General features: G+C 55.3%; 22 protein-coding genes, 1 other RNA gene, 2 pseudogenes and 1 riboswitch. Of the genes and pseudogenes, 21 read left to right on the top strand and 4 right to left on the bottom strand.

Annotated elements, in window-relative coordinates; translation table 11 throughout:
* From AP057_RS16500 to AP057_RS12155, 6 genes and pseudogenes are all read left to right on the top strand, one after another.
* Positions 1–228, top strand: a pseudogene (locus tag AP057_RS16500) (UPF0236 family protein); the annotation flags it as partial.
* A 231-nt stretch (positions 229–459) separates the two neighbouring features.
* Positions 460–756: a cell division regulator GpsB gene (gene gpsB, locus AP057_RS12170; protein ID WP_033009238.1), complete on the top strand. Its 297-nt coding sequence runs from the start codon at positions 460–462 to the stop codon at positions 754–756.
* 82 nt (positions 757–838) lie between these two features.
* Positions 839–1237, top strand: an RNA gene (gene rnpB, locus AP057_RS16495) — RNase P RNA component class B.
* Positions 1238–1370: 133 nt separating this feature from the next.
* Positions 1371–2507, top strand: a complete 1137-nt coding sequence (locus tag AP057_RS12165; RefSeq protein WP_033009237.1) for a class I SAM-dependent RNA methyltransferase — start codon at positions 1371–1373, stop codon at positions 2505–2507.
* A 130-nt stretch (positions 2508–2637) separates the two neighbouring features.
* On the top strand, positions 2638–4575 hold the full coding sequence (locus tag AP057_RS12160) for an ATP-dependent DNA helicase (protein WP_055358864.1): 1938 nt from the start codon (positions 2638–2640) through the stop codon (positions 4573–4575).
* 120 nt (positions 4576–4695) lie between these two features.
* The gene (locus AP057_RS12155; protein WP_055358863.1) at positions 4696–6198 is read left to right on the top strand and encodes a carboxypeptidase M32; all 1503 of its coding nucleotides are present in this window, start codon (positions 4696–4698) and stop codon (positions 6196–6198) included.
* 39 nt (positions 6199–6237) lie between these two features.
* Here AP057_RS12155 and AP057_RS12150 read toward each other — a convergent pair whose 3' ends face one another.
* Genes AP057_RS12150 through AP057_RS12140 form a run of 3 tightly spaced genes read right to left on the bottom strand, consistent with a single transcriptional unit; the run spans position 6238 to position 8509 of the window.
* Complete coding sequence (locus AP057_RS12150; protein WP_055358862.1) at positions 6238–7887, bottom strand: b(o/a)3-type cytochrome-c oxidase subunit 1; 1650 nt, start codon at positions 7885–7887, stop codon at positions 6238–6240.
* A gap of 1 nt (position 7888) precedes the next feature.
* A complete protein-coding gene (locus AP057_RS12145) occupies positions 7889–8359 on the bottom strand; it encodes a cytochrome c oxidase subunit II (RefSeq protein ID WP_033015318.1) in 471 nt (156 codons plus the stop codon).
* Between the two features lie 21 nt (positions 8360–8380).
* Positions 8381–8509, bottom strand: coding sequence for a cytochrome c oxidase subunit 2A (locus tag AP057_RS12140; RefSeq protein ID WP_369813962.1), 129 nt, complete (start codon positions 8507–8509; stop codon positions 8381–8383).
* A 418-nt stretch (positions 8510–8927) separates the two neighbouring features.
* A riboswitch (purine riboswitch) is annotated at positions 8928–9029 on the top strand.
* 115 nt (positions 9030–9144) lie between these two features.
* Here AP057_RS12140 and AP057_RS12135 point away from each other — a divergent pair.
* The 14 genes from AP057_RS12135 (at position 9145) to AP057_RS12080 (ending at position 19343) form a co-directional block, all read left to right on the top strand.
* Positions 9145–9732, top strand: a complete 588-nt coding sequence (locus tag AP057_RS12135) for a xanthine phosphoribosyltransferase (RefSeq protein ID WP_055358860.1) — start codon at positions 9145–9147, stop codon at positions 9730–9732.
* Positions 9729–11036: a nucleobase:cation symporter-2 family protein gene (locus AP057_RS12130; RefSeq protein WP_055358859.1), complete on the top strand. Its 1308-nt coding sequence runs from the start codon at positions 9729–9731 to the stop codon at positions 11034–11036. Before AP057_RS12135 ends, AP057_RS12130 begins: the two co-directional genes overlap by 4 nt.
* A gap of 345 nt (positions 11037–11381) precedes the next feature.
* Complete coding sequence (locus tag AP057_RS12125) at positions 11382–15077, top strand: dynamin family protein (protein ID WP_055358866.1); 3696 nt, start codon at positions 11382–11384, stop codon at positions 15075–15077.
* Positions 15077–15265: a hypothetical protein gene (locus tag AP057_RS12120; protein ID WP_055358858.1), complete on the top strand. Its 189-nt coding sequence runs from the start codon at positions 15077–15079 to the stop codon at positions 15263–15265. Before AP057_RS12125 ends, AP057_RS12120 begins: the two co-directional genes overlap by 1 nt.
* Positions 15262–15528 carry a YpbS family protein gene (locus AP057_RS12115; protein ID WP_049625395.1) on the top strand — a complete coding sequence of 89 codons (267 nt, stop codon included), beginning with the start codon at positions 15262–15264 and terminating at the stop codon, positions 15526–15528. Before AP057_RS12120 ends, AP057_RS12115 begins: the two co-directional genes overlap by 4 nt.
* Positions 15529–15617: 89 nt before the next feature.
* Positions 15618–16466 (top strand): sulfurtransferase, encoded by an 849-nt coding sequence (locus AP057_RS12110; protein WP_055358865.1) that lies wholly within the window; start codon positions 15618–15620, stop codon positions 16464–16466.
* An 81-nt stretch (positions 16467–16547) separates the two neighbouring features.
* Entirely contained in the window at positions 16548–16697 is a 150-nt protein-coding gene (locus AP057_RS17570) for a hypothetical protein (protein ID WP_015374731.1), read from the top strand.
* A gap of 138 nt (positions 16698–16835) precedes the next feature.
* Positions 16836–17363, top strand: coding sequence for a TlpA disulfide reductase family protein (locus AP057_RS12105; protein ID WP_020753890.1), 528 nt, complete (start codon positions 16836–16838; stop codon positions 17361–17363).
* A 123-nt stretch (positions 17364–17486) separates the two neighbouring features.
* A complete protein-coding gene (locus AP057_RS16490; protein ID WP_080706519.1) occupies positions 17487–17618 on the top strand; it encodes an FbpB family small basic protein in 132 nt (43 codons plus the stop codon).
* Positions 17619–17673: 55 nt separating this feature from the next.
* On the top strand, positions 17674–17817 hold the full coding sequence (locus AP057_RS12100) for an acid-soluble spore protein N (protein ID WP_055358857.1): 144 nt from the start codon (positions 17674–17676) through the stop codon (positions 17815–17817).
* 30 nt (positions 17818–17847) lie between these two features.
* Positions 17848–18078, top strand: a complete 231-nt coding sequence (tlp, locus tag AP057_RS12095; protein WP_055358856.1) for a small acid-soluble spore protein Tlp — start codon at positions 17848–17850, stop codon at positions 18076–18078.
* A gap of 112 nt (positions 18079–18190) precedes the next feature.
* Positions 18191–18607, top strand: coding sequence for a thioesterase family protein (locus AP057_RS12090; protein WP_055358855.1), 417 nt, complete (start codon positions 18191–18193; stop codon positions 18605–18607).
* A gap of 14 nt (positions 18608–18621) precedes the next feature.
* On the top strand, positions 18622–18939 hold the full coding sequence (locus AP057_RS12085) for a hypothetical protein (protein WP_055358854.1): 318 nt from the start codon (positions 18622–18624) through the stop codon (positions 18937–18939).
* Positions 18936–19343, top strand: coding sequence for a hotdog fold thioesterase (locus tag AP057_RS12080; protein ID WP_055358853.1), 408 nt, complete (start codon positions 18936–18938; stop codon positions 19341–19343). The genes AP057_RS12085 and AP057_RS12080 overlap by 4 nt, the downstream gene beginning before the upstream one ends.
* A 25-nt stretch (positions 19344–19368) precedes the next feature.
* Here AP057_RS12080 and AP057_RS12075 read toward each other — a convergent pair whose 3' ends face one another.
* Positions 19369–19659 (bottom strand): HesB/YadR/YfhF family protein, encoded by a 291-nt coding sequence (locus AP057_RS12075; protein WP_055358852.1) that lies wholly within the window; start codon positions 19657–19659, stop codon positions 19369–19371.
* Positions 19660–19827: 168 nt separating this feature from the next.
* Between AP057_RS12075 and AP057_RS12070 the strand changes: the two are divergent.
* Positions 19828–20149 (top strand): annotated as a pseudogene (locus AP057_RS12070) (transposase); the annotation flags it as partial.

Here is a 20149-nt window from a genome sequence, read left to right as displayed (position 1 = left end):
GCCCGAATCGACGGGATTTGGCGGAGAAATGGGCAGTTGGTGGAGGAAGAAGAGACCCGAACGGCAGCCTCGGCCTCGACGAAGTCCAAGCGGGTTGAACAGGCCAAACGGAAGGCAGGACGGTTGTGGGCAGATGTGGTGCGTCAGAATCTACCGTGTCTGCAGCGGTCATCCGGGACGCCGATCCATCAAGCGTTGTCGGCGCTTCGGGATTTTGGTTGGGTGTAAAAAAATGGAATACAATATCATCACTTCAAGATGAGGGATGAGAGTCCGAAAGCGCTTACGATATCAATTCCTGAAAATGGTTCGCTAACTAGTGATTGACAACACCCGTAGTGAACCGAAAAAATGTTCTCCACAAAGTCTTGACTGACTCTAAAGAAAACGTCAATTGACAACCGGACCGATTTCTGAAAAAATAAAGAAAAGAGTTGAAAGCGGATTGAGGTGAAAGCCATGTCAGCCAATCGCGTAAAACTAACGCCGAAAGACATTTTAGAAAAGGAATTTAAGGTGAGCATGCGGGGGTACAATCAAGACGAAGTGGACCAGTTTTTAGATATGATCATCAAAGATTACGAAGCGTTTCAGCAGGAAATTGAAGAGCTGCAACAAGAAAACGCCCGCCTGAAGCGGCAAGTCGAGGAGCTGCAAAAGCGGCCGTCGGTATCGGCCGGGACGACAAACTACGATATTTTGCAGCGCCTGTCCAATTTAGAGAAACATGTGTTCGGTCGGAAGCTGTACGAGTAGGCGATGTAGACAAATTCCAATTTTTTTCTCTTGCTCTTATGTGAAAAATCGATTATACTGTAAAATGCTCGCAGCGTTAATCATGCTCGGGTAATCGCTGCGGCCGGTTTCGGCCGTAGAGGAAAGTCCATGCTCGCACGGTGCTGAGATGCCCGTAGTGTTCGTGCCTAGCGAATCCATAAGCTAGGGCAGCCTGGCTTCGGCTGGGCTGACGGCGGGGAAAGAACCTACGTCCCGGCTCGGGATATGGTTCGATTACCCTGAAAGTGCCACAGTGACGGAGCTCTAAGGGAAACCTTAGAGGTGGAACGCGGTAAACCCCACGAGCGAGAAACCCAAATGATGGTAGGGGCACCTTCCCGAAGGAAATGAACGGAGGGAAGGACAGGCGGCGCATGCAGCCTGTAGATAGATGATTACCGCCGGAGTACGAGGCGCAAAGCCGCTTGCAGTACGAAGGTACAGAACATGGCTTATAGAGCATGATTAACGTGGTGATGGCATCATGAAAAGCCCTCCTGCATGAAGGAGGGCTTTTCTTGTATCGGTTGTTTTGCAGGATGGTTATACTTGGAGATGAAATACATATTGTCTGCCAGAATAGGGGGAAGCGGATGGAGCGATTTTCAATCATTGCCACGGCCGCGATGGGGCTCGAAGCGGTTGTGGCGGATGAAGTGCGCCGGCTTGGCTACGAATGCCAAGTGGAAAACGGCAAGGTGATGTTTGAAGGTGATGCGGCTGCGATTTGTCGCGCCAATCTTTGGCTGCGCACTGCCGACCGTGTGAAGCTCAAAATCGGCGAGTTTCGGGCGACGACGTTTGAAGAGTTGTTTGAGCAGACGAAGGCGCTGCCATGGGCTGATTATTTGCCGAAAGATGCTTCTTTCCCTGTTATTGGAAAATCAGTGAAATCAACGTTGTTCAGCGTCTCCGATTGCCAAGCCATCGTCAAAAAAGCGGTTGTTGAAAGCCTAAAGGAGCGCTATCGGCTGTCGTGGTTTCCTGAAACAGGGGCGCTCTACCGCATCGAAGTGGCGCTCCATAAGGACATCGCCACCTTGACGATCGATGCGAGCGGCGCCGGGCTGCACAAGCGCGGCTATCGTCTCCGCCAAGGGGAAGCGCCGCTCAGAGAGACGCTCGCCGCCGCCTTGGTGCTGCTGACCAACTGGACGCCGGACCGCCCGTTTGTTGACCCGTTTTGCGGCTCGGGCACGATCGCCATTGAGGCAGCGCTCATCGGCCAAAACATTGCCCCTGGATTCAACCGCGACTTTGTTTCCGAACAATGGCCGTGGATCGGGAAACAAGTGTGGGAGCGCGCGCGCGAAGAAGCAGAAGCGCTGGCCCGCTATGACCAGCCTTTGGATATTATCGGGATGGACATCGATCCGCACATGGTGGAAACCGCCAAGGCGAACGCGGCGGAAGCAGGGCTTGCCGATTTATTGTCGTTTCGAGTCGGGCGGGCGGAGCAGTTTCGGACGGACAAGCGGTACGGAGTGATTGTCGGCAATCCGCCGTATGGGGAGCGGCTTGGCGAACGCCGGGAAGTGGAAGCGCTCTATCGCGCCATCGGCCGCGCCTACGCCTCTTTGGATACGTGGTCGGTCTATATCTTAACCGCCCACCGCGGCTTTGAAACGCATTACGGCCGACCGGCAACCAAACGGCGCAAGCTGTTTAACGGCTTTATCGAAACGCATTACTACCAATATTGGGGGCCGCGGCCGCCGCGTGAAGGCTAGAAGTTGACTTCTCGGCGGCGATCCATCATAATATTGTCTTGTTATTGAGAATAAGCGCGCAACAAACTTGTTGCGCGCTTATGCATGATGATGCCGGGGGAGTTTATGCCAATTTGGAGGGGTGGCGGCGATGAGCCATGATCGTTATCCATTTACAGTAGAAAAAAACGAAAACTTCTTTGACAAGCTCAGCCAATGGATCGGCGATGTTTTTTACGATATTTTGCCAGAGGCCGGGTTTGAGCTGCGCGATGAGCAAATTTATATGGCGTTCCAGCTCGAGCGCGCGTTTCGCGAGAAAAAGGTGATGTTTGCCGAAGCCGGGGTCGGCACGGGAAAAACGATCGTCTATTTGCTGTATGCGATTTGTTACGCCCGCTACACTGGCAAGCCGGCCATCATCGCCTGCGCGGATGAGACATTGATCGAGCAGCTCGTCAAAAAAGAAGGGGATATCGCCAAATTGTCCGATGTGCTTGGACTGCATATCGACGTCCGGCTGGCCAAATCGCCGGATCAATATTTATGTTTAAATAAGCTCGAAGAAGTCACGACATATGATGACGAGGATATCGAATTATACGAGCGAATTTTTGATGAGCTTCCGGCATTCGTCCACGATAATAAACCGATGCAGTCGTTTTACCGCTATGGCGACCGGAAGGAATACGCCCATTTGAGTGATGAGCAGTGGAAAAAAATCGCCTGGGACCCGTTTCAGGATTGTTTTACATGTGAAAAGCGGCACCGCTGCGGCCAGACGCTTTGGCGCGATTATTATCGAAAAGCGACGGATTTGATCGTCTGTTCGCACGATTTTTATATGGAACACGTCTGGACGTATGAGGCGCGCAAGCGGGAAGGCCAGCTGCCGCTGTTGCCGGAGGCGAGCTGCATCGTGTTCGATGAGGGGCATTTGCTTGAGTTTGCCGCGCAAAAGGCGCTGACGTACCGGATGAAAGAGACGACGCTTGAGATGCTGCTGACAAGGCTGCTCGAAAACGACATCCGTGAACAGCTCGCTTATTTAATTGAGGAGACGTTGGAGACGAGCGCGCGCTTTTTTGCGGAATTGAAAGCGTGCGCGAAAGACGTTCCCGGATCGAACCGGAAAGAAATTTCGCCGTCGCCCGCCCTGCAGCAATGGGCGAAGCAGCTGCACAGGCAAATCGTTGAAATCGGCAATGAGCTTGTGTTTGAAAGCGAGACGTATACGATCGACCATTATCAGCTGAACATCGTGGACGAATATTTGGATCAAATTCAATATTCGCTCGACTTGTTTTTGACGAACGCCGATGCGATCACATGGCTTGAGTCATCGCGCCAAGAGGCGACTTTGGTCGTCATGCCGCGCACCGTGCAGGAAGTGCTGCGCGAAAAAGTGTTCAGCAAACGAATGCCGTTTATCTTTTCATCGGCGACGCTGTCGAGCGGAAAATCGTTTGCCTATATTGCCCAAAGCTTGGGCATTGATGACTATTTGTCGTTCAGCGTGCCATCGCCGTTTGATTACGATGAGCAAATGACAATTTATATGCCGACGTTCCGCGCCGGCGAGACGCTGTTTGCGGAAAAATATCGCTATGCGCTCGAAAAATTGCGCGAAACCGGCGGCCGGGCGCTCATCTTGTTCCCGACGCGCGAAGAGCTGCTCCAATTTAAAGAAGAAGCGGCCGATGAACCGTTTTCGTTCTTGTTTGAGGGAGACCGTGAAATCAGCGATTTGGTCGCCGAGTTTCAGCGCAATGAGGAGACCGTGCTTTGTTCGGAACATTTATGGGAAGGGCTTGACATCCCGGGGCCGTCATTGTCAAACGTCATCATTTGGTCGCTTCCGTATCCGCCGAACGATCCGGTGTTTCAGGCGAAACGGAAGGCATACCGCGATCCGTTTTGGAGCGTTGATGTGCCGTACATGCTGCTCCGCCTCCGTCAAGGGGTCGGACGGCTCATCCGCACCCGCGACGATCGCGGCATCGTCTCCATTTTTGTCACTGACCGCGACGATGCGCAAGTCATCCAAGCGGTCAAAGAGGTGCTGCCGACAGCGGTGAGGGAAGAATAAGTTCTTCCCTTTTTCTTTTTGCAGCCGAAGCGGATATTTCCCGATGTGTCAGCAGGAAAATGCCCACTTGTTATGGAAATGATGATACGGCCAACAAAAACAGTGGGAGGATGGGGCTCGATGAAGCGAATGGAAGAACAATTTTTGGAATATGTCAAAAAAATGATGGGATACCATGAGGCGATCGGCCTCATGTATTGGGATTTGCGGACCGGGGCTCCGAAGAAAGGAGTCGGACAGCGCTCGGAAGTGATCGGCATGCTGTCGGCGGAAGCGTTCCAAATGTCGATATCCGAAGAGATGGCGGCGTTTATCGCCAAACTGTCAGCCAAAGGGGTGTATGAACAGCTTGGTGAAGTGACGCAGCGCACGCTCGATGAGTGCAAAAAAGAATATGAGCGCAATAAAAAAATTCCCGTTGCCGAATACAAGGAGTATGTAGTGCTTCGCTCCAAAGCGGAAAGCGTCTGGGAAGAGGCGAAAGCAACCGCTGATTTTTCCCGTTTTCGCCCGTACTTGGAGCGAATCATCGAGTTTCAGCGCCGTTTTATCGAGTACTGGGGATATGAAGGGCATCCGTACAACACGCTGCTTGATCAATATGAGCCGGGCATGACGGTCGAGCTGCTCGATCAGCTGTTCGGCCGGCTGCGTGAACGCATCGTTCCGCTTGTACAAGCCGTTGCCGCCGCCCCAAATAAGCCGGATACGTCGTTTTTGTTTGCTGCGTTTCCGAAAGAACGGCAACGGGCGTTTCTTTTGGAGCTGCTTCCGGAACTCGGCTATGACTTTGGCAAAGGGCGGCTTGATGAGACGGTTCATCCGTTTGCGATCGGGTTGAACCCAAACGATGTGCGCATTACGACGCGCTACGACGAACGCGATTTTCGCACCGCCATCTTCGGGACGATTCATGAGTGCGGCCATGCCCTGTATGAACAACATATTTCCGAAACGCTTGTCGGCACGCCGCTTTGCGGTGGGGCATCGATGGGCATTCACGAGTCGCAGTCACTGTTTTTCGAAAATATGGTCGGCCGCCACTATTCATTTTGGAAGCGGCATTATTCACGTCTTTCGCAATACGCGCCATCGCAGTTTGCCGGCGTTTCGCTGGATGCGTTTTACCGGGCGATCAATGAGGCGAAGCCGTCGCTGATCCGGATTGAAGCCGATGAACTGACGTATCCGCTTCACATTATCATCCGCTACGAAATCGAAAAGCAGCTGTTTGCCGGCGATATCGAAGCGGCGGACTTGCCGGACGTATGGAATGAGAAATATGAGCAATATCTTGGCATCCGCCCGTACAACGATGCGGTCGGCGTGTTGCAGGACGTCCATTGGTCGGGCGGCAGCTTCGGCTATTTTCCGTCGTATGCGCTCGGCTATATGTACGCGGCGCAATTCAAACAGGCGCTCGAAAAAGAACTCGACATGGCGGCGTTGCTTGAAGAAGGGAACATCGCGCCGATTCGTGAATGGCTGACCGAGCGCATTCATCGATTCGGAAAAACGAAAAAGCCGCTCGACCTTGTGCGCGATGCCACCGGTGAGCCGCTCAACGCCGAACACTTGATCCGTTATTTAGAAGAAAAATATAAAGCGATTTATTGTCTATAAAGCAAATCCCCCTCTCCGGTTTGGAAGAGGGGGATTTGCTTACCATAATTTGTATCCTTTCGACCCTGGCGGAGCATTTTGAATGATGTCAATGAGCGGCACCGTATAGGCGATGACAATGAGCGCCACAACGAGGCCGATCCACAGCTTCCAGTTTTCGAGCGCCAACGCCGCCCGTTCCTGCGGGGCGGCCGCTTCGGCGACCGGGAATTCGGTTTCGCCTTTCGGAGCGAAAAACGCTAGGTTAATGACGATGACAAGAATCAAAATGATGCCGATGAACAAAATGGTGCCGCCGACCGCCTGGGCGATTTGGTACGGAATCCATTCAAGCGCTTGCGGCGAGTTGCCGTATGTGGAGAACGCTGAGCGCCGTGGCGCCCCGAGCAAGCCGGCAAAGTGCATCGAGCCGGACATAAATGTCATCCCGACCGCCCATACGATCGTTTGGATGATGGCAAGCCGGTTCATCGCTTTCGTCATCACCCGGCCGGTCAAATGCGGGATGAGCCAATACGATGCGCCAAAAAACGTTAACACAACCGTCGTGGCAACGGTCAAATGGAAGTGGCCGGTCACCCAAATCGTGTTATGAACGACTTGGTTGAGCTGGTGCGAAGCATTGATGATTCCACCCGTGCCGGCCGGAATGAAAAACAGCATCCCGACAAACGGCGCGAAAAAGCGGGCGTCGCCCCACGGCAATTTCCGCCACCAGCCGAACAGGCCGGTTGCCCCCTGCGAGCGGCCGTACGATTCAAACGTCGCAAACATGGCAAACGCGGTCATGAGCGACGGAATGATGACCATAAACGTCAAGACGACTTGCACGTACTTCCAAAACGGCGAAATCCCTGGCTCCAGCAATTGATGGTGAAAGCCGACTGGAATCGAAAACAGTAAAAACAAGATAAACGCCAGCCGCGCGAGCGAATCGGAGAACATTTTGCCGCCGATCACTTTCGGGATGACAGCGTACCAAACCATATACGCCGGCAATAGCCAGAAGTAGACGAGCGGATGCCCGAAATACCAAAACAGCGTCCGGCTCAAGAGCACGTTCACCCGATCCGTGAGCCCAAGCGACCACGGAATGAGCTGAAAGACGACGGTGGCGGCTACGCCAAGCGTGCAGATGAGCCATAATACCATATTCGTGACAGACATAAACGCCAACAGTGGGCTCGCCTGGCCGCGGTGCGCCTTCCGCCAGCGCGCGTAATGGGCAAACATTCCAAACCCGCTCACCCAGCTGCCGACGACGACGAGCGCCAAGCCGATGTAAAAGCCAGCGTGCGCCTGAAGCGGCGCGTAAAACGTATATAAGACAGATGCTTGGCCGGTTAGGATGAAGAAGGCTGTGCAGGCCGTCCCTGCCGTCATCATCCAAAAACCGATCCAGCCGAGCCGGCGCGAACCGTCCGAGAGCGCTCCGGTCGTGCGGCTGACCGCAGCGAACTGAAAGCCGATAATGAAAAACGTCGTCAGCACAAGCCCAAGCAAGACGCCGTGCGTCGTCAAAATCGTGTAATAGCTGATCCCAGCCGGCAGCTCAAACTTGCCGGAACGGACGAGTGTTTGCAACAAACCGGCGAATCCCCCGAGCGCCAGGGCGGTAAAGGCGACAAACAAATGTGCCAGCGCCAGTTTGGCGTCGCGGCGATCGACTTTTTCCAACGAGTTCACCATCTCACTCCACCACCTTAATGCGCGCCGTCATCATATGGTGGCCGGCGCCGCAATATTCATTGCAAAGAATCGTATACTCGCCCGGTTTGTCAAACGTCGTTGTCAAGCTGTTGACATAGCCGGGTTCGACCATCATATTGATGTTCGTTCCGGGAATTTCAAACCCGTGAATGACATCTTTTGAGGTGACGTTGATCGTCACTTTCGCTCCTTTTGGAATTTCAATGGCATTTGGCGTAAAGGAAAACGCGGCCACGACGATGTTCAGTTCGTATTCGTCATCTCCTTTTTTCACAAGCCCCGGATGATCAAACGGCGGGGTGGTGTCCACTTTTTCCGGATCGATCGTCGTCAGACAGCTTGGCGGCTGCTGTCCGGCGGCGAAAGCGCTCACGCCGACGACCGTCAAAAAGACGATCAAACAACCGATGCCGAACGTCAGCCAAATTTTTTCATACTTATGAATGTGCATCTCAAGTCCCTCCCTTGCCGCTTACAGGCGGTGTAAAAATAAAAAGTAGACGCTGACCCAGGCGAAAATGATGAAAAAGCCGAGCAAAAACACGGACGACAGCGTGCCGCTGAGCGCCGGCTCTTTTTCCTTTTTTGTTTGCCGGGCCATTGCCGTCGGTTTTGTCCGCTCTGGTTTGGCCATCCTTTCATCCCTCCTCGTGCGTTTTGGATTCATCCCCCATAACGTTGACAGGCAGGTGCTCCAAGCGCGAGTTTCCCTGCTTTGACACTATCATAACCGTACAAAACGGCCGCAACAGTGACTTTTCTCACAAAAACAACACAAGAAGTTTGAACAAATGGTGACGATGGTGAACAATGTAGGAAAAGGGCGGGAAGGAAAAAGGCGGCGGATCCGTCTGATGAGGGACAGCGGCAACGGTTTTGTCCCGGACAGAACCGGAACGAAGATAGCTGACGGCAAAGGAGAGTAAAAACGAATGATTAATTATTTTTTTATTTAATGTTCGTTTTTTTTATTAAAAAACCGCTTCTCATCCGCCGCTTTCCATGGTATACTGCTAGTAACTGAATCACGCTGACTCACTCATATAATCGCAAGAATACGGCTTGCGAGTCTCTACCAGCCGACCGTAAATCGGCTGACTATGAGTGGTAATGTCAAGGGGGGCGGCCATGGCCGTCTTGCGCCTTCCTTTTGCCTTGGCTTAAAAGACATTGCCTGACTCATGGAATGAGTGAGGCCGGTGTTTTTTAAGCTTTTTTATTTTGGAGGGGATTGGCATGCGCGAATTGCTCGAAAAAATTGCCGCTGAAGGAGAGGTGCTGGCCGGCGGGGTGCTGAAAGTCGATCGCTTTTTGAACCATCAGGTCGACCCACAGCTGATGAAGCGGATCGGTGAAGCGTTTGCCGGCCGGTTTTGCGGCGAGCGGCCGACGAAAGTGTTGACGCTTGAGTCATCGGGCATCAGCCCGGCCATCATGGCCGCGTATGAACTTGGCATCCCGCTTGTCGTTGCCCGCAAGCGGCGGCCAGTGACGATGGCCGACGATGTATACCGCGCGGAAGTATATTCGTTTACGAAGCAGGAGACGAACGAGATCGTTGTTTCCCGTTCGTTGCTTAACAGCGGTGACCGGGTGCTCATTATCGATGACTTTTTAGCCAACGGCCAGGCAGCGCTTGGAATGACGGAGATTGTCCAACAAGCCGGCGCGGTTGTCGCCGGCATCGGCATCGTCATTGAAAAGGCGTTTCAAGACGGCGGGCGATTGCTTCGTGCGCGCGGCTTCCGCGTCGTATCGCTCGCCTGCATCGCGTCGCTTGATGGTGGTGTCATTCAATTTGCTGACGAGGTGATGAGTCAATGAAGATGAAATGGTGGCAAGTTGGATCACTCGGCATCCAACACGTATTGGCGATGTACGCCGGGGCGATCGTCGTTCCGCTTATCGTCGGCGGGGCGTTGCATTTGACGAGCGAACAGCTGACGTATTTAGTGGCCATTGACTTATTGACGTGCGGCATTGCGACGTTTTTGCAAGCGTGGAAAAACAAGTGGTTTGGCATCGGCTTGCCGGTTATGCTTGGCTGCACATTTACGGCAGTCGGGACGATGATCGCTATTGGCGGACAGTACGGGATGCCGGCAGTGTATGGGGCGATCCTTTGCGCCGGAGCGGTTGTGGTGCTCATCAGTCCGTATTTCGGCAAGTTGCGGACGTTGTTTCCGCCAGTTGTCACCGGCTCGGTCGTGACCATTATTGGCTTGACGCTCATCCCAGCGGCGGTGAACAACATGGCCGGCGGGCAAGGGGCAAAAGACTTCGGCGATCCGGCCAACTTGGCGCTGTCATTTGGCGTCCTGGCGCTGATTATCTTGCTGTATCGTTGTTTTACAGGATTCATCCGCTCGATCTCTGTTTTGCTTGGCATGGCAGCCGGAACGTTTGCCGCGGCCATGATGGGAAAAGTGGACTGGACGCCGGTTGCGGAAGCGTCATGGCTTCACTGGCCGACGTTGTTTTACTTTGGCGCCCCGACGTTTCATGGGTCTGCTGTTTTCACCATGGTGCTCGTCGCGATCGTCAGCCTTGTCGAATCGACCGGCGTTTACTTTGCTTTGTCGGACATTTGCCGCCGCTGGCTAACCGATAACGATTTGGCGGGCGGCTACCGCGCTGAAGGATTGGCCATCATCATCGGCGGGCTGTTGAACGCATTTCCGTATACGACGTATTCGCAAAACGTCGGACTTGTTCAGCTATCGGGCGTGAAAACGCGCAATGTCATTTACGCTGCCGCGGCATTTCTTGTCCTGCTTGGATTTGTGCCGAAAATCGCCGCCGTGGCGACAATCATCCCGGTGCCGGTTTTAGGCGGGGCCATGCTCGCCATGTTTGGCACGGTCATCGCCTACGGCGTGAAAATGTTAAGCCAAGTCGATTTGGCTGTGCAAGAAAACTTGCTGATCATTGCTTGCTCGGTCGGCATAGGGCTTGGGGTGACGGCGGTGCCGAACTTGTTTGCTGAGCTTCCGGCGGGCCTGCGCATTTTGACGGACAGCGGCATCGTTGCCGGCGGCCTCACCGCCATCCTTTTAAATGCCGTCTTCCATTTCGGCAAGGCGAGAAAATCGGCTGCACTGCCGTTGCAGGAACAAAAAATTTCATAATCGTATTGATCGCTTTCATAGAAATCCATCAGCTGTTCCTGAGGCTGCGGCCGCGCTTCGTGCCGCCGCTGCGGGGAGAACGGGCGTGCGTTTCCGGCAGTGCGCAAGCAAAACAAAGACAGCCGGCTGTGAAACGGTCCCATTGACGCCAATGGCTCGCCGGCTGCGGGCCGGGGAAAAACATTCATCCCGCTGAACGAACCGGCGGGATTTTTTTGTTCTCCTATTGGGAAACGGGGCGAAATACAGTAAAATGAATGTAAATGACATTGACGGAAACAAAGGGGTTTTGGTCATGGGAATATTGTGATCGAGCGGCCGCCATTGCGGCCGTGGCTGGCGAAAATGACAAATATGCACGACCGGCTTCAGCAAGCCGGCGACAACGAAAATGCCGATAAAGTGAAGCAGCTGATCGAAAAAACGGCAGCCGGCGAGCTGGTCATCGCCTTTTGCGGCCATTTTTCCGCCGGAAAATCAAGTTTGATCAACGCGTTGCTCGGCGAGCCGCTGCTGCCGTCGAGTCCGATTCCGACGAGTGCCAATCTTGTGAAAGTGAAAGCCGGTCTGGATTGCGTGCGCGTCTTTTATCATGATGATCCGCCGGTTGAATATGAGCCGCCGTACGATCCGGAGCTGATCCGCGCCCAATGCCGGGACGGGGAGACGATTGAGTGGATCGAAATCAGCCGCGAAACGGGCGCCATCCCCCCGGGAGTGGCCATCTTGGACACGCCGGGCATCGATTCGACCGATGACGCCCACCGGCTGGCCACCGAGTCGGCGCTTCATTTGGCGGACGTCGTCTTTTATGTCATGGATTACAACCATGTACAGGCGGAGCTAAACTTTCAATTTACGAAACAATTAACAGATGAAGGAAAAATCGTGTATTTAGTGGTGAACCAAATCGACAAACATCGCGAGGACGAACTGCCGTTTGCGGCGTTTCGCGCTTCGGCGGCCGAGGCGTTCCGGCGTTGGGGGGTCGAAGCGGCCCGCTTGTTTTTCCTATCATTAAAAGACCCGGCCCATCCAGAGAATGAGTGGCAGGAGTTGACGGCTTGTTTGCGCCGCTTGGTTGCTGACGAAGACGAATGGCTTCTTCGCGGCGCAGAAGCGGGATTGAGGCGGATTGCCACCCGCCATCTTGAACAGCTTCGTGCGCGGCATGAGCTGCTTGAGCAGGAGTTTAAAGCGCGCCTCGAGGCGCTTGGCGGGGCTGGCAGTGAAGCCGAGGCCATGCAGGAGCTCGGGCGCTTGGAAGCTGAGCTTGCTGATTGGCAAACGGCGCGGGTGCGGGCGGAGGAAGCGTTTCGCGCTGAGCTTGACCGCGTGCTGCAAAATGCCTATTTAATGCCGTTTGAGACGAGGGAGCGGGCGGAAGCGTACTTGCAGGCGATGCAGCCGAATTTCAAAGTGGGCCTGCTGTTTGCAAAGACCAAAACGGAGCAAGAACGCGAGCGGCGGCTTGAGGCGTTTTACGAAAGCGTCAAAGCGCAGGCGGCGGCGCAAATCGAGTGGCATGTCCGCCAGCTTCTTCTCCGGTTCGGGAACGAGTGGCACGCCGACGGCGCCTGGCTCGGCCAGTGCCAGCAATGGACGGCGGATTGGGATCAGACGCTGCTTTCAAGCCTTGTCAAGCAGGGGGCGGAAGCAAGCGGTGCGGCGCTATTAAACTATACGGATGAGGTGGCGATGGCGCTGAAAAAACGATACCGCGACGCGGCGCTCGCCTTGTTTGCCGGGCTCGCGGCGCAAATTGCCGAGCGGGCGGCTGCTCAAGCGAAAGCGCTAGAAGGCCGGCTTTCGGCAGCACGCGAAAAAGCGGAGCTCATCGCCCGCCTTGCCGGCTTGAAAGCGGAAGAGGAGGAGCGCCAACGCGCGCTCGAGCGGTTGATTGCCGCTTCGGGCGATGAGGTTGTGCTCGATGAAGAGCGCCTCGCTGCGCTGATGGCGCCGCCTCATTTCCAGAAAGTGCGCCATGCGCAAGCGGCAGAGCGGCCAGCAACAACGGAACCGGCTGTGAATCATCCCGCCGCCCAAGAGCAAGCGCTCAGTCGGGAAGCGGTGGAAGGAGCGGCAGAAGAGAGCGCGGACGGGCGGCGCGCTTTGGCGGCGAGTGGAAAGCAACGGAGCGATGAGGCGGCTGATCGGCTCAAGGAGGCGGCCGCCTGGCTCGAGCGGACCGATTTGTTGCGCCGGTTCGTCGGCCCGTTGCGTGACAAGGCGCGCCGGCTTCGCGAGCGGGCCTTTACGGTCGCGTTGTTCGGCGCCTTCAGCGCCGGAAAATCGTCGCTGGCCAACGCCTTGCTCGGCGCCCCACTTCTGCCATCGTCGCCCAACCCGACGACGGCCGCCATCAGCAAAATCGCTCCGCCCGACCGGGAGCATCCGCACGGAACGGCGGTTGTCAAAGTGAAGGACGAGGCGCAAATATGGGCTAATGTGCAAGCCTCGCTTCGCCAGTTCGGCTGCGAGGCGAAGTCGTGGGATGAAGCGCTCCGCCATTGCGCCCGCCTTGCCGAATCCGGGGCTGAGCGTCCGGCGCAAAAGCCGCATCTCGCCTTTTTGGCGGCTGCCGCCGCCGGATATGAGCGGATGAAAAACCGGTTCGGGACGAGGCTGTCGATCGGATTTGCGGAGCTTGAGGCATATGTCGCCGATGAGGCGGTGTCGTGTTTCCTTGATGAAGTCGTGTTGTATGCCGATTGCCCGCTCACCCGCCAAGGGGTGACGCTTGTCGATACGCCGGGCGTCGATTCATTAAACGCCCGCCATACCGGGGTGGCGTTCCATTATATGAAGCACGCCGATGCGCTGCTGTTTGTCACGTATTACAACCACGCGTTCTCGAAGGCAGACCGGGAGTTTTTGCTGCAGCTCGGGCGCGTCAAAGATGCGTTTTCGCTTGATAAAATGTTTTTCATCATCAATGCGGCTGATTTGGCCCAGTCGAAAGAGGAGCTTGAGGCTGTCATTTCCTATATGAACGGAGAGCTCGCCCGCTTCGGCATCCGCTTCCCACGCCTTTATGCGCTCTCAAGCCGCTTGGCGCTGGCGGAAAAAACGGGGGCCGAGCCCGGTCCGCGCGGCGTCTTGGCGGACTCCGGCTTGTCTGCCTTTGAAACCGACTTCTTCCGCTTCTTAACGGAAGAACTGGCGGAAGTCGCCGGCGAGAGCGCATATGCCGAGCTTGAGCGGGCGCGGCGGGCGGCAGAGGAATTCGCGCGCGCCGCAGGGCAAAGCGAAGCGGAAAAAGCGGAGAAACGGCAGGCGCTTGAGGCGGTGAAAACGAAGATGCACGCCGTGCTTGCTGGCATTGATGATGCCTACGGCCGGCAGGCGCTTCGCCAGGAAGTCGACGAATTGCTCTATTACGTCAAGCAGCGCGTCTTTTTCCGCCTCAACGATGTGTTTAAGGAGGCGTTCAACCCGGCGGTGCTCCGCGACGACCAAGGCCCGGCGCGTCGGGCGCTCGAGCGTTGCCTCGACGAGTTGCTCGCATCGGTTGGCTTTGATTTGGCCCAAGAGCTGCGGGCGACGAGCTTGCGTGTTGAGTCGTTTTTGCACAAACAGCTGGCCGAGCAGTTCTCGCGCCTATTCCATGAGCTTCGTCGTTTCGATGATGCGCTCGCGCTCACGCCGCCTGAGCCGTTTGCCTTTTCGGCGCCGGAGTTTGCCAACGCCCTTGGGGATGTAGACCGGGTGCGGTTTACCAAGGCGCTTTCGCTGTATAAAAACGCCAAATCGTTTTTTGAGCGCGACGAAAAGCGGCGGATGAAAGAGGAAATTGAGGCGGCGCTTGTCGAGCCGATCGACGCCTATTTGGCTGAGCAAAAAGAGCGGCTTGTGGCGACGTACGCAGAACAATACAAGGCTGCCGTCGCCGCACTTTCGGCCGCTCTCGCGGAACAAGTCGACAGCTATATGGAGGGCTTGCTTGCCGCGCTCGCCGAAGCGGCGGATCATGAGGCGCTCGCCCGCATCGAAGCGGCGCTTCGCGGCCTTCTTTCGGGCCGCGTCGGGGAGGCGCGTTGATGAACCGGTTTCACGCTTGCGCTACATGCATCCACTACCGTATAGAAAAGCGAGCCGACGGGCTGTACACGTATTGCCGCCGGCTCGGCTATGAGACGAAGCCAAACTATCGGTTCAACTGCTGGACGCCAAAACCGAACGTCCGGCGTTTGATGGAAAAAGAAGAAGGAAAGGAAGAATCCCATTGAGCGAAGTACATCACGCCATCACCGCCCATATCAACAAACAGCACGCCATCTTAAAGCGGTTTGCCGCCCTTGAGCTCGAGCGCGAGCGGCGCATCGATGAGGCGGTTGAACGGTGCCGCCGCGGTGAGCCGTTTACGGTCGAGGCGATCAATGAAGTGACGAAACAAATGAACGAGCTGGCCGCCGGCGGCCTCGTGCCGGCGCGCCGCTATGTAACGCCAGAGATGGTGCGCGACTACGTGCGCCGGCTTGAAGAGAAGTAACGCACACAGCCAAAGCGTTGGCATTGGCTGCCCGGCTGCCGGCCTGTAAGCAGGCCGGGCTGATGAAAACGAAAGAGGGGGGAGAAACAATGGCGTCTCTCGTTTCCTACGAATGGCTGTTGGCGCATTTGTCCGATGAAACCATCCGCATTGTTGATTGCCGGTTTTGGCTTGGCGATCCGGCTAAAGGGGCGTCTCTTTACCGGGAAGACCATATTCCCGGAGCGGTGTATATGGACTTAGAGCGCGACTTGTCGGGCCCGGTCGGAGAGCACGGAGGCCGCCATCCGCTTCCATCAGCCGCCCAAGCGGCGGATGTGTTTAGCCGGGCCGGCATTGACGACACGACGACGGTCATCGCCTACGATGACCAAAACGGGGCCATGGCCGCGCGCTGTTGGTGGCTGCTCCGGTATTTCGGCCATGCGCGCGCATACGTGTTGGATGGCAACTACAGCGAATGGGAACGAAAAGGAAATCCGGTGACGTGCGCCATTTCAGCTGTGCCGCCGCGGCGGTTTCAGCCGCGTCCGGACCGATCATGGCTCGCAACGGTCGAGGATGTGCGAGCCGCCGTTCGCGACCGTGCAGCGATGCTCATTGATTCCCGCGAGTGGAAGCGGTATGCCGGGTTGGAGGAGCCGATCGACCGCCGGGCCGGCCGCATTCCCGGGGCGGTGCACCGATTTTGGAAAGACGGGGTGACGGAAGGAGGCTACTGGAAAAGCGCTGTCGAGCAGGCGGCTCGGTTTGCCGATTTTGACCGTGGGCAGCCGTTGATCGTTTACTGTGGTTCCGGCGTCACCGCCTGCCCGAACGTGTTGGCGCTCCACGAAGCTGGTTATCACAACGTTCGGCTGTACGTCGGCAGCTTCAGCGACTGGATTTCCTATCCCGATCATCCGGTTGAAACGGACCACCCGTCCTCGGACGCCTAGTTTCGAAATTGTTTCGCGCATCGTTTTTCTCCGGCAGCGCATACTATGTGTGAACCGTTGAAACAAAAAGGAGGCGAGTGCATGGGCCGGACCAAACTTGGCAATGCCAATGCCCAACGAAACAACAACGCCAAAAAGAAAAACGGCTTCAATGAATGGACGAGCGAGTTTGCTTCGTACGCCGAGGTGGAAGCCGAGAAACTGAAAAACGACCATAAAAACATCCGTTAATGACGAGGGCTCGTCCCTCGTTTTTTCGTCCTTAGACGTCAACGTTGGCAAACACAAACGTATGTGCTATAATGATGGGCAGAGCGGCGGAGGGCGCTGGATGGAAGAAAGGGCGCCGGCCGGCAGGGAGGGAAATGCGTGCGGAAATGGTTCGTCGTCCTATTGTTTTTGGCCGTTGCCGGCTATGGTCTTTGGAATGCGATGGCTGCCGGGAACGAACAGGAAACAGACGAAATAGAAAGTGGCCCGGGCATCGGCCAGACGGCCCCTGATTTGACGCTGCCGACGCTTGGCGGCAAAGCCGTCCGGCTGTCTGATTTGCGCGGCAAAGCGGTTGTCCTCAACTTTTGGACGTCGTGGTGTCCGCCGTGCAAAAAGGAAATGCCGGAGCTTGAGGCGTTTTACAAGCAGCACGGCCGCGAAGTCATGTTGCTTGCCGTCCATTTGACGACGCAAGATACGCTCGATAATGCGGAGCGATTTGCGAAAGACAAAAAACTGACGTTGCCCGTCGCCTTGGATGTGCGCGGCGAGGCGCTTCACCGATACCGAATCCAGACGATTCCGACGACGTATATCATCGACCCAAACGGCGTCATCCGGCAAAAAATCATCGGCCCGGTGACCGCCGCGCAACTCGAAAAGAAGACAGCGCTCTTTCGTTGACCGAACAGTTTTGACGGAAGGCGCTTTTTTTCATGGTTCATTATTTTTTGAAAAGTTGTCATAATTTTTATCTTTTTTGGGCATGAATAAGATTACAATATAAATGAGGGGAGGTTGATAGCGATGAGACGATCCCGCAAAATGACTCTCCAAGAACTGATCAGCGAGAACAAACGGCAATTGTTGAGCGATCGGGAAGCGCTCGAGAAAATCGAGAAAAAGCTGGAAGAGCGGATGCTCAAGAAAGCAGAATGACCCATGCATAGCGGTCCTCCGGGCGGACAGACTAGATGGCGAGGAGGCGAAGACAATGAGCAATCCGAAAGGAAGCCACAAACATTTTGTTCCCAACCATATCGGAACACAGCCTCGCGCCGCTGGAGGAAACAAAGGCAAACAAATGCAAGATCAATCCGGCCAGCATGCTCAAGTCATCCAAACGAAGGGTGAGTAGCTGGAAAATATTGTAAAGGAGGAAGCCTATATGCCGCGTCCGAAACCGGATGACCGCAGCGACAATGCTGAGAAGCTGCAAGAGATGGTGCAAAACACCATTGAAAATATTGAAAAAGCCGAAGAAACGATGCAGTTTTCTTCCTCGGAAGAGCGGGAGAAAATTCGCGAGAAAAACCGCCGCCGCGAAGAAGCGATCGCGGCCATGCGCGCGGAAATTAAAGACGAAGCCGCTGCACGGGAGCACGGCTACCAATTATGACAAAGCTGCCCCGATGCGGGCGGCTTTGTTTTTTGGGTTGCCGCTTGAGCGGCCGGACGGACAAATGGTAACATAAAGGAGAAGCCCGGCAAAAAATGGAGGGAGAACGAACATGAAAGTGGCAGAAAAACAAATTGAAGTGCGTTATGCGGAAACAGACCAAATGGGCATCGTCTACCACGCGAACTATTTAGTTTGGATGGAAGTCGGGCGTACGGAATTGATCAAACAGCTTGGCTTTCATTATGCCGACATGGAGAAAGAAGGCATCATTTCGCCTGTTGTCGATTTGCAAGTGTCGTATAAAAAGCCGCTTCGTTATGGGGAAACGGCGACCGTCCGCACATGGATTGACGCTTACGACGGCATCCGCGTCACATACGGCTACGAAATTGTTGCCCCGGACGGCGAGGTGGCCGTGACCGGCAAATCGCAGCACGTTTGCGTCAAGCGCGATACGTTTCGGCCGATCGTCATCCGCAAATATTTTCCCGAGTGGCATGAAGCGTATGAGCGGGCGAAACGATAAAGGGGAGCGGTGCGATGGCGTTTGGCATTCGCCGCCACGAGCTCGCGGCATGGAAAGAAAAAGTGAAGCGCGGCGAAATCGCCTTTTTGACCCATTATTGGCATGATGAACGGTTTCCGCACTGCACGACGGTGACGAAAGTCGGCTGCGCCGATGTCGAAAAACTTGCCGCCTGGGGGAGGCAATACGGGCTGAAGGAAGAGTGGATCGACCGGCGCGGTGAGTTTCCGCATTTCGATTTGCTTGGGGAGACGCAGGTGCGCATTTTGCGGCAAGAAGGCCGGCTTCATGAGCTGGAACGATTCACGAAACGGGGGAAGAAGGAGTCATGATCGATTTGGCTGTTGTAAAAGAAATGGCGAAACATACGTTAATCGAGACGCTCGGCATCGATATCATCGAGCTTGGCGAAGGGCGCGTCGTGGCGACGATGCCGGTCGACCATCGCACGCATCAGCCGGCCGGGCTGTTGCACGGCGGAGCGTCGGTTGCCTTGGCCGAGACGGTCGCCAGCATCGGCGCGTACGCGCTTGTGGACCCCAACACGGAAAACGTCGTTGGATTGGAAATCAACGCCAATCACGTCCGCGCCGTTCGCCGCGGGACGGTGACGGCGACAGGGACGGTGTTGCACCGCGGCCGGACGACGATGGTTTGGGATGTGCGCATTACGGACGAACAAGGGGAGCTCGTCTGCATCTCCCGCTGCACGATCGCCATTATTCGAAAAAGCTAGCGTCACGGCTAGCTTTTTTCGCTGGTTAATGAAGCAAAAACACCGGTTCGCCGCTTTTTTCGTCCAAATCAACCGTCAAATCGCGGCCGTCAAAATACCATTGGTCGCTGTCTTCGACAAAAAACGTCACGCCGTCAACCGTTGTCTGCGCCGCTGGCTCTCCTGCCGGCTCGTCTTTCTCCATGCCAAGCGAAAACCCTTTTTGCACGGTGCTGAATCCCCCGTAGCGGGCGAAAAAGCGGATCGCATCGCCCGGCTTCAGCCCGAGCTCCTGCTTGTACCAATCAAACGCTTTTTTGGTAATGATGATGTTCATGGCTCCCCCTCCTCACTTGTTTATGGTATTGTCAAAAGTGTATCCTCCACACTCACGGTTTTCCCTTGAGTTTCAACGGTTGAACGAAAAAAAGCTTGCCACCCCCGTTGTTTTCGGCCATCATTGAGGTAACGACACCCAACAGCCAAAACAAAGGAGTGACAAGCTTTGTTACCTCAATTATTAGCCTATTTGCTCGAAATAATCAAGACCCAATATCAAATCATTGTGTATTTGATGGGTGTGATCGTGGGAAAATCCTTGAATCTCGAGGACTTGGACGAACCCATCCAAAAGCCGTACCGGAAACTTCAGGTCGATGACCTTCCGATCATCGATGTGCCGGAAACCCTTGATTACCGGAAGCTGTTGGCAGACTATGAAGCCCAGCACGGACGTCCTTTACGGCCCATCCAGCGCCGCGCGAATGCGAAACACCGTGTTCCGGATTCGTTGACCTGCCCTCGCTGCCAGGCTCCCTCTTCTTACC

Origin of the sequence: Geobacillus sp. Sah69, from assembly GCF_001414205.1 — a bacterium.
GTDB lineage: Bacteria > Bacillota > Bacilli > Bacillales > Anoxybacillaceae > Geobacillus > Geobacillus stearothermophilus.
Note: the sequence above shows the minus strand (reverse complement) of the source record. Positions and strands in the feature narration are given on the sequence as shown.

What these genes read in the sequence shown, in the direction of transcription:
- AP057_RS12080 (WP_055358853.1), top strand. Translation starts at nt 18,936, where the DNA reads ATGATCGATTTGGCTGTTGTAAAAGAAATGGCGAAACATACGTTAATC.
- AP057_RS12085 (WP_055358854.1), top strand. Translation starts at nt 18,622, where the DNA reads ATGGCGTTTGGCATTCGCCGCCACGAGCTCGCGGCATGGAAAGAAAAA.
- AP057_RS12150 (WP_055358862.1), bottom strand. Translation starts at nt 7,887, where the DNA reads ATGGTGAACTCGTTGGAAAAAGTCGATCGCCGCGACGCCAAACTGGCG.
- AP057_RS12140 (WP_369813962.1), bottom strand. Translation starts at nt 8,509, where the DNA reads ATGGCCCGGCAAACAAAAAAGGAAAAAGAGCCGGCGCTCAGCGGCACG.
- AP057_RS12135 (WP_055358860.1), top strand. Translation starts at nt 9,145, where the DNA reads ATGCGCGAATTGCTCGAAAAAATTGCCGCTGAAGGAGAGGTGCTGGCC.
- AP057_RS17570 (WP_015374731.1), top strand. Translation starts at nt 16,548, where the DNA reads ATGGGCCGGACCAAACTTGGCAATGCCAATGCCCAACGAAACAACAAC.
- gpsB (WP_033009238.1), top strand. Translation starts at nt 460, where the DNA reads ATGTCAGCCAATCGCGTAAAACTAACGCCGAAAGACATTTTAGAAAAG.
- AP057_RS12145 (WP_033015318.1), bottom strand. Translation starts at nt 8,359, where the DNA reads ATGCACATTCATAAGTATGAAAAAATTTGGCTGACGTTCGGCATCGGT.
- AP057_RS12165 (WP_033009237.1), top strand. Translation starts at nt 1,371, where the DNA reads ATGGAGCGATTTTCAATCATTGCCACGGCCGCGATGGGGCTCGAAGCG.
- AP057_RS12100 (WP_055358857.1), top strand. Translation starts at nt 17,674, where the DNA reads ATGAGCAATCCGAAAGGAAGCCACAAACATTTTGTTCCCAACCATATC.
- AP057_RS12125 (WP_055358866.1), top strand. Translation starts at nt 11,382, where the DNA reads ATGACAAATATGCACGACCGGCTTCAGCAAGCCGGCGACAACGAAAAT.
- AP057_RS12120 (WP_055358858.1), top strand. Translation starts at nt 15,077, where the DNA reads ATGAACCGGTTTCACGCTTGCGCTACATGCATCCACTACCGTATAGAA.
- AP057_RS12130 (WP_055358859.1), top strand. Translation starts at nt 9,729, where the DNA reads ATGAAGATGAAATGGTGGCAAGTTGGATCACTCGGCATCCAACACGTA.
- AP057_RS12075 (WP_055358852.1), bottom strand. Translation starts at nt 19,659, where the DNA reads ATGAACATCATCATTACCAAAAAAGCGTTTGATTGGTACAAGCAGGAG.
- AP057_RS16490 (WP_080706519.1), top strand. Translation starts at nt 17,487, where the DNA reads ATGAGACGATCCCGCAAAATGACTCTCCAAGAACTGATCAGCGAGAAC.
- tlp (WP_055358856.1), top strand. Translation starts at nt 17,848, where the DNA reads ATGCCGCGTCCGAAACCGGATGACCGCAGCGACAATGCTGAGAAGCTG.
- AP057_RS12155 (WP_055358863.1), top strand. Translation starts at nt 4,696, where the DNA reads ATGAAGCGAATGGAAGAACAATTTTTGGAATATGTCAAAAAAATGATG.
- AP057_RS12160 (WP_055358864.1), top strand. Translation starts at nt 2,638, where the DNA reads ATGAGCCATGATCGTTATCCATTTACAGTAGAAAAAAACGAAAACTTC.
- AP057_RS12110 (WP_055358865.1), top strand. Translation starts at nt 15,618, where the DNA reads ATGGCGTCTCTCGTTTCCTACGAATGGCTGTTGGCGCATTTGTCCGAT.
- AP057_RS12090 (WP_055358855.1), top strand. Translation starts at nt 18,191, where the DNA reads ATGAAAGTGGCAGAAAAACAAATTGAAGTGCGTTATGCGGAAACAGAC.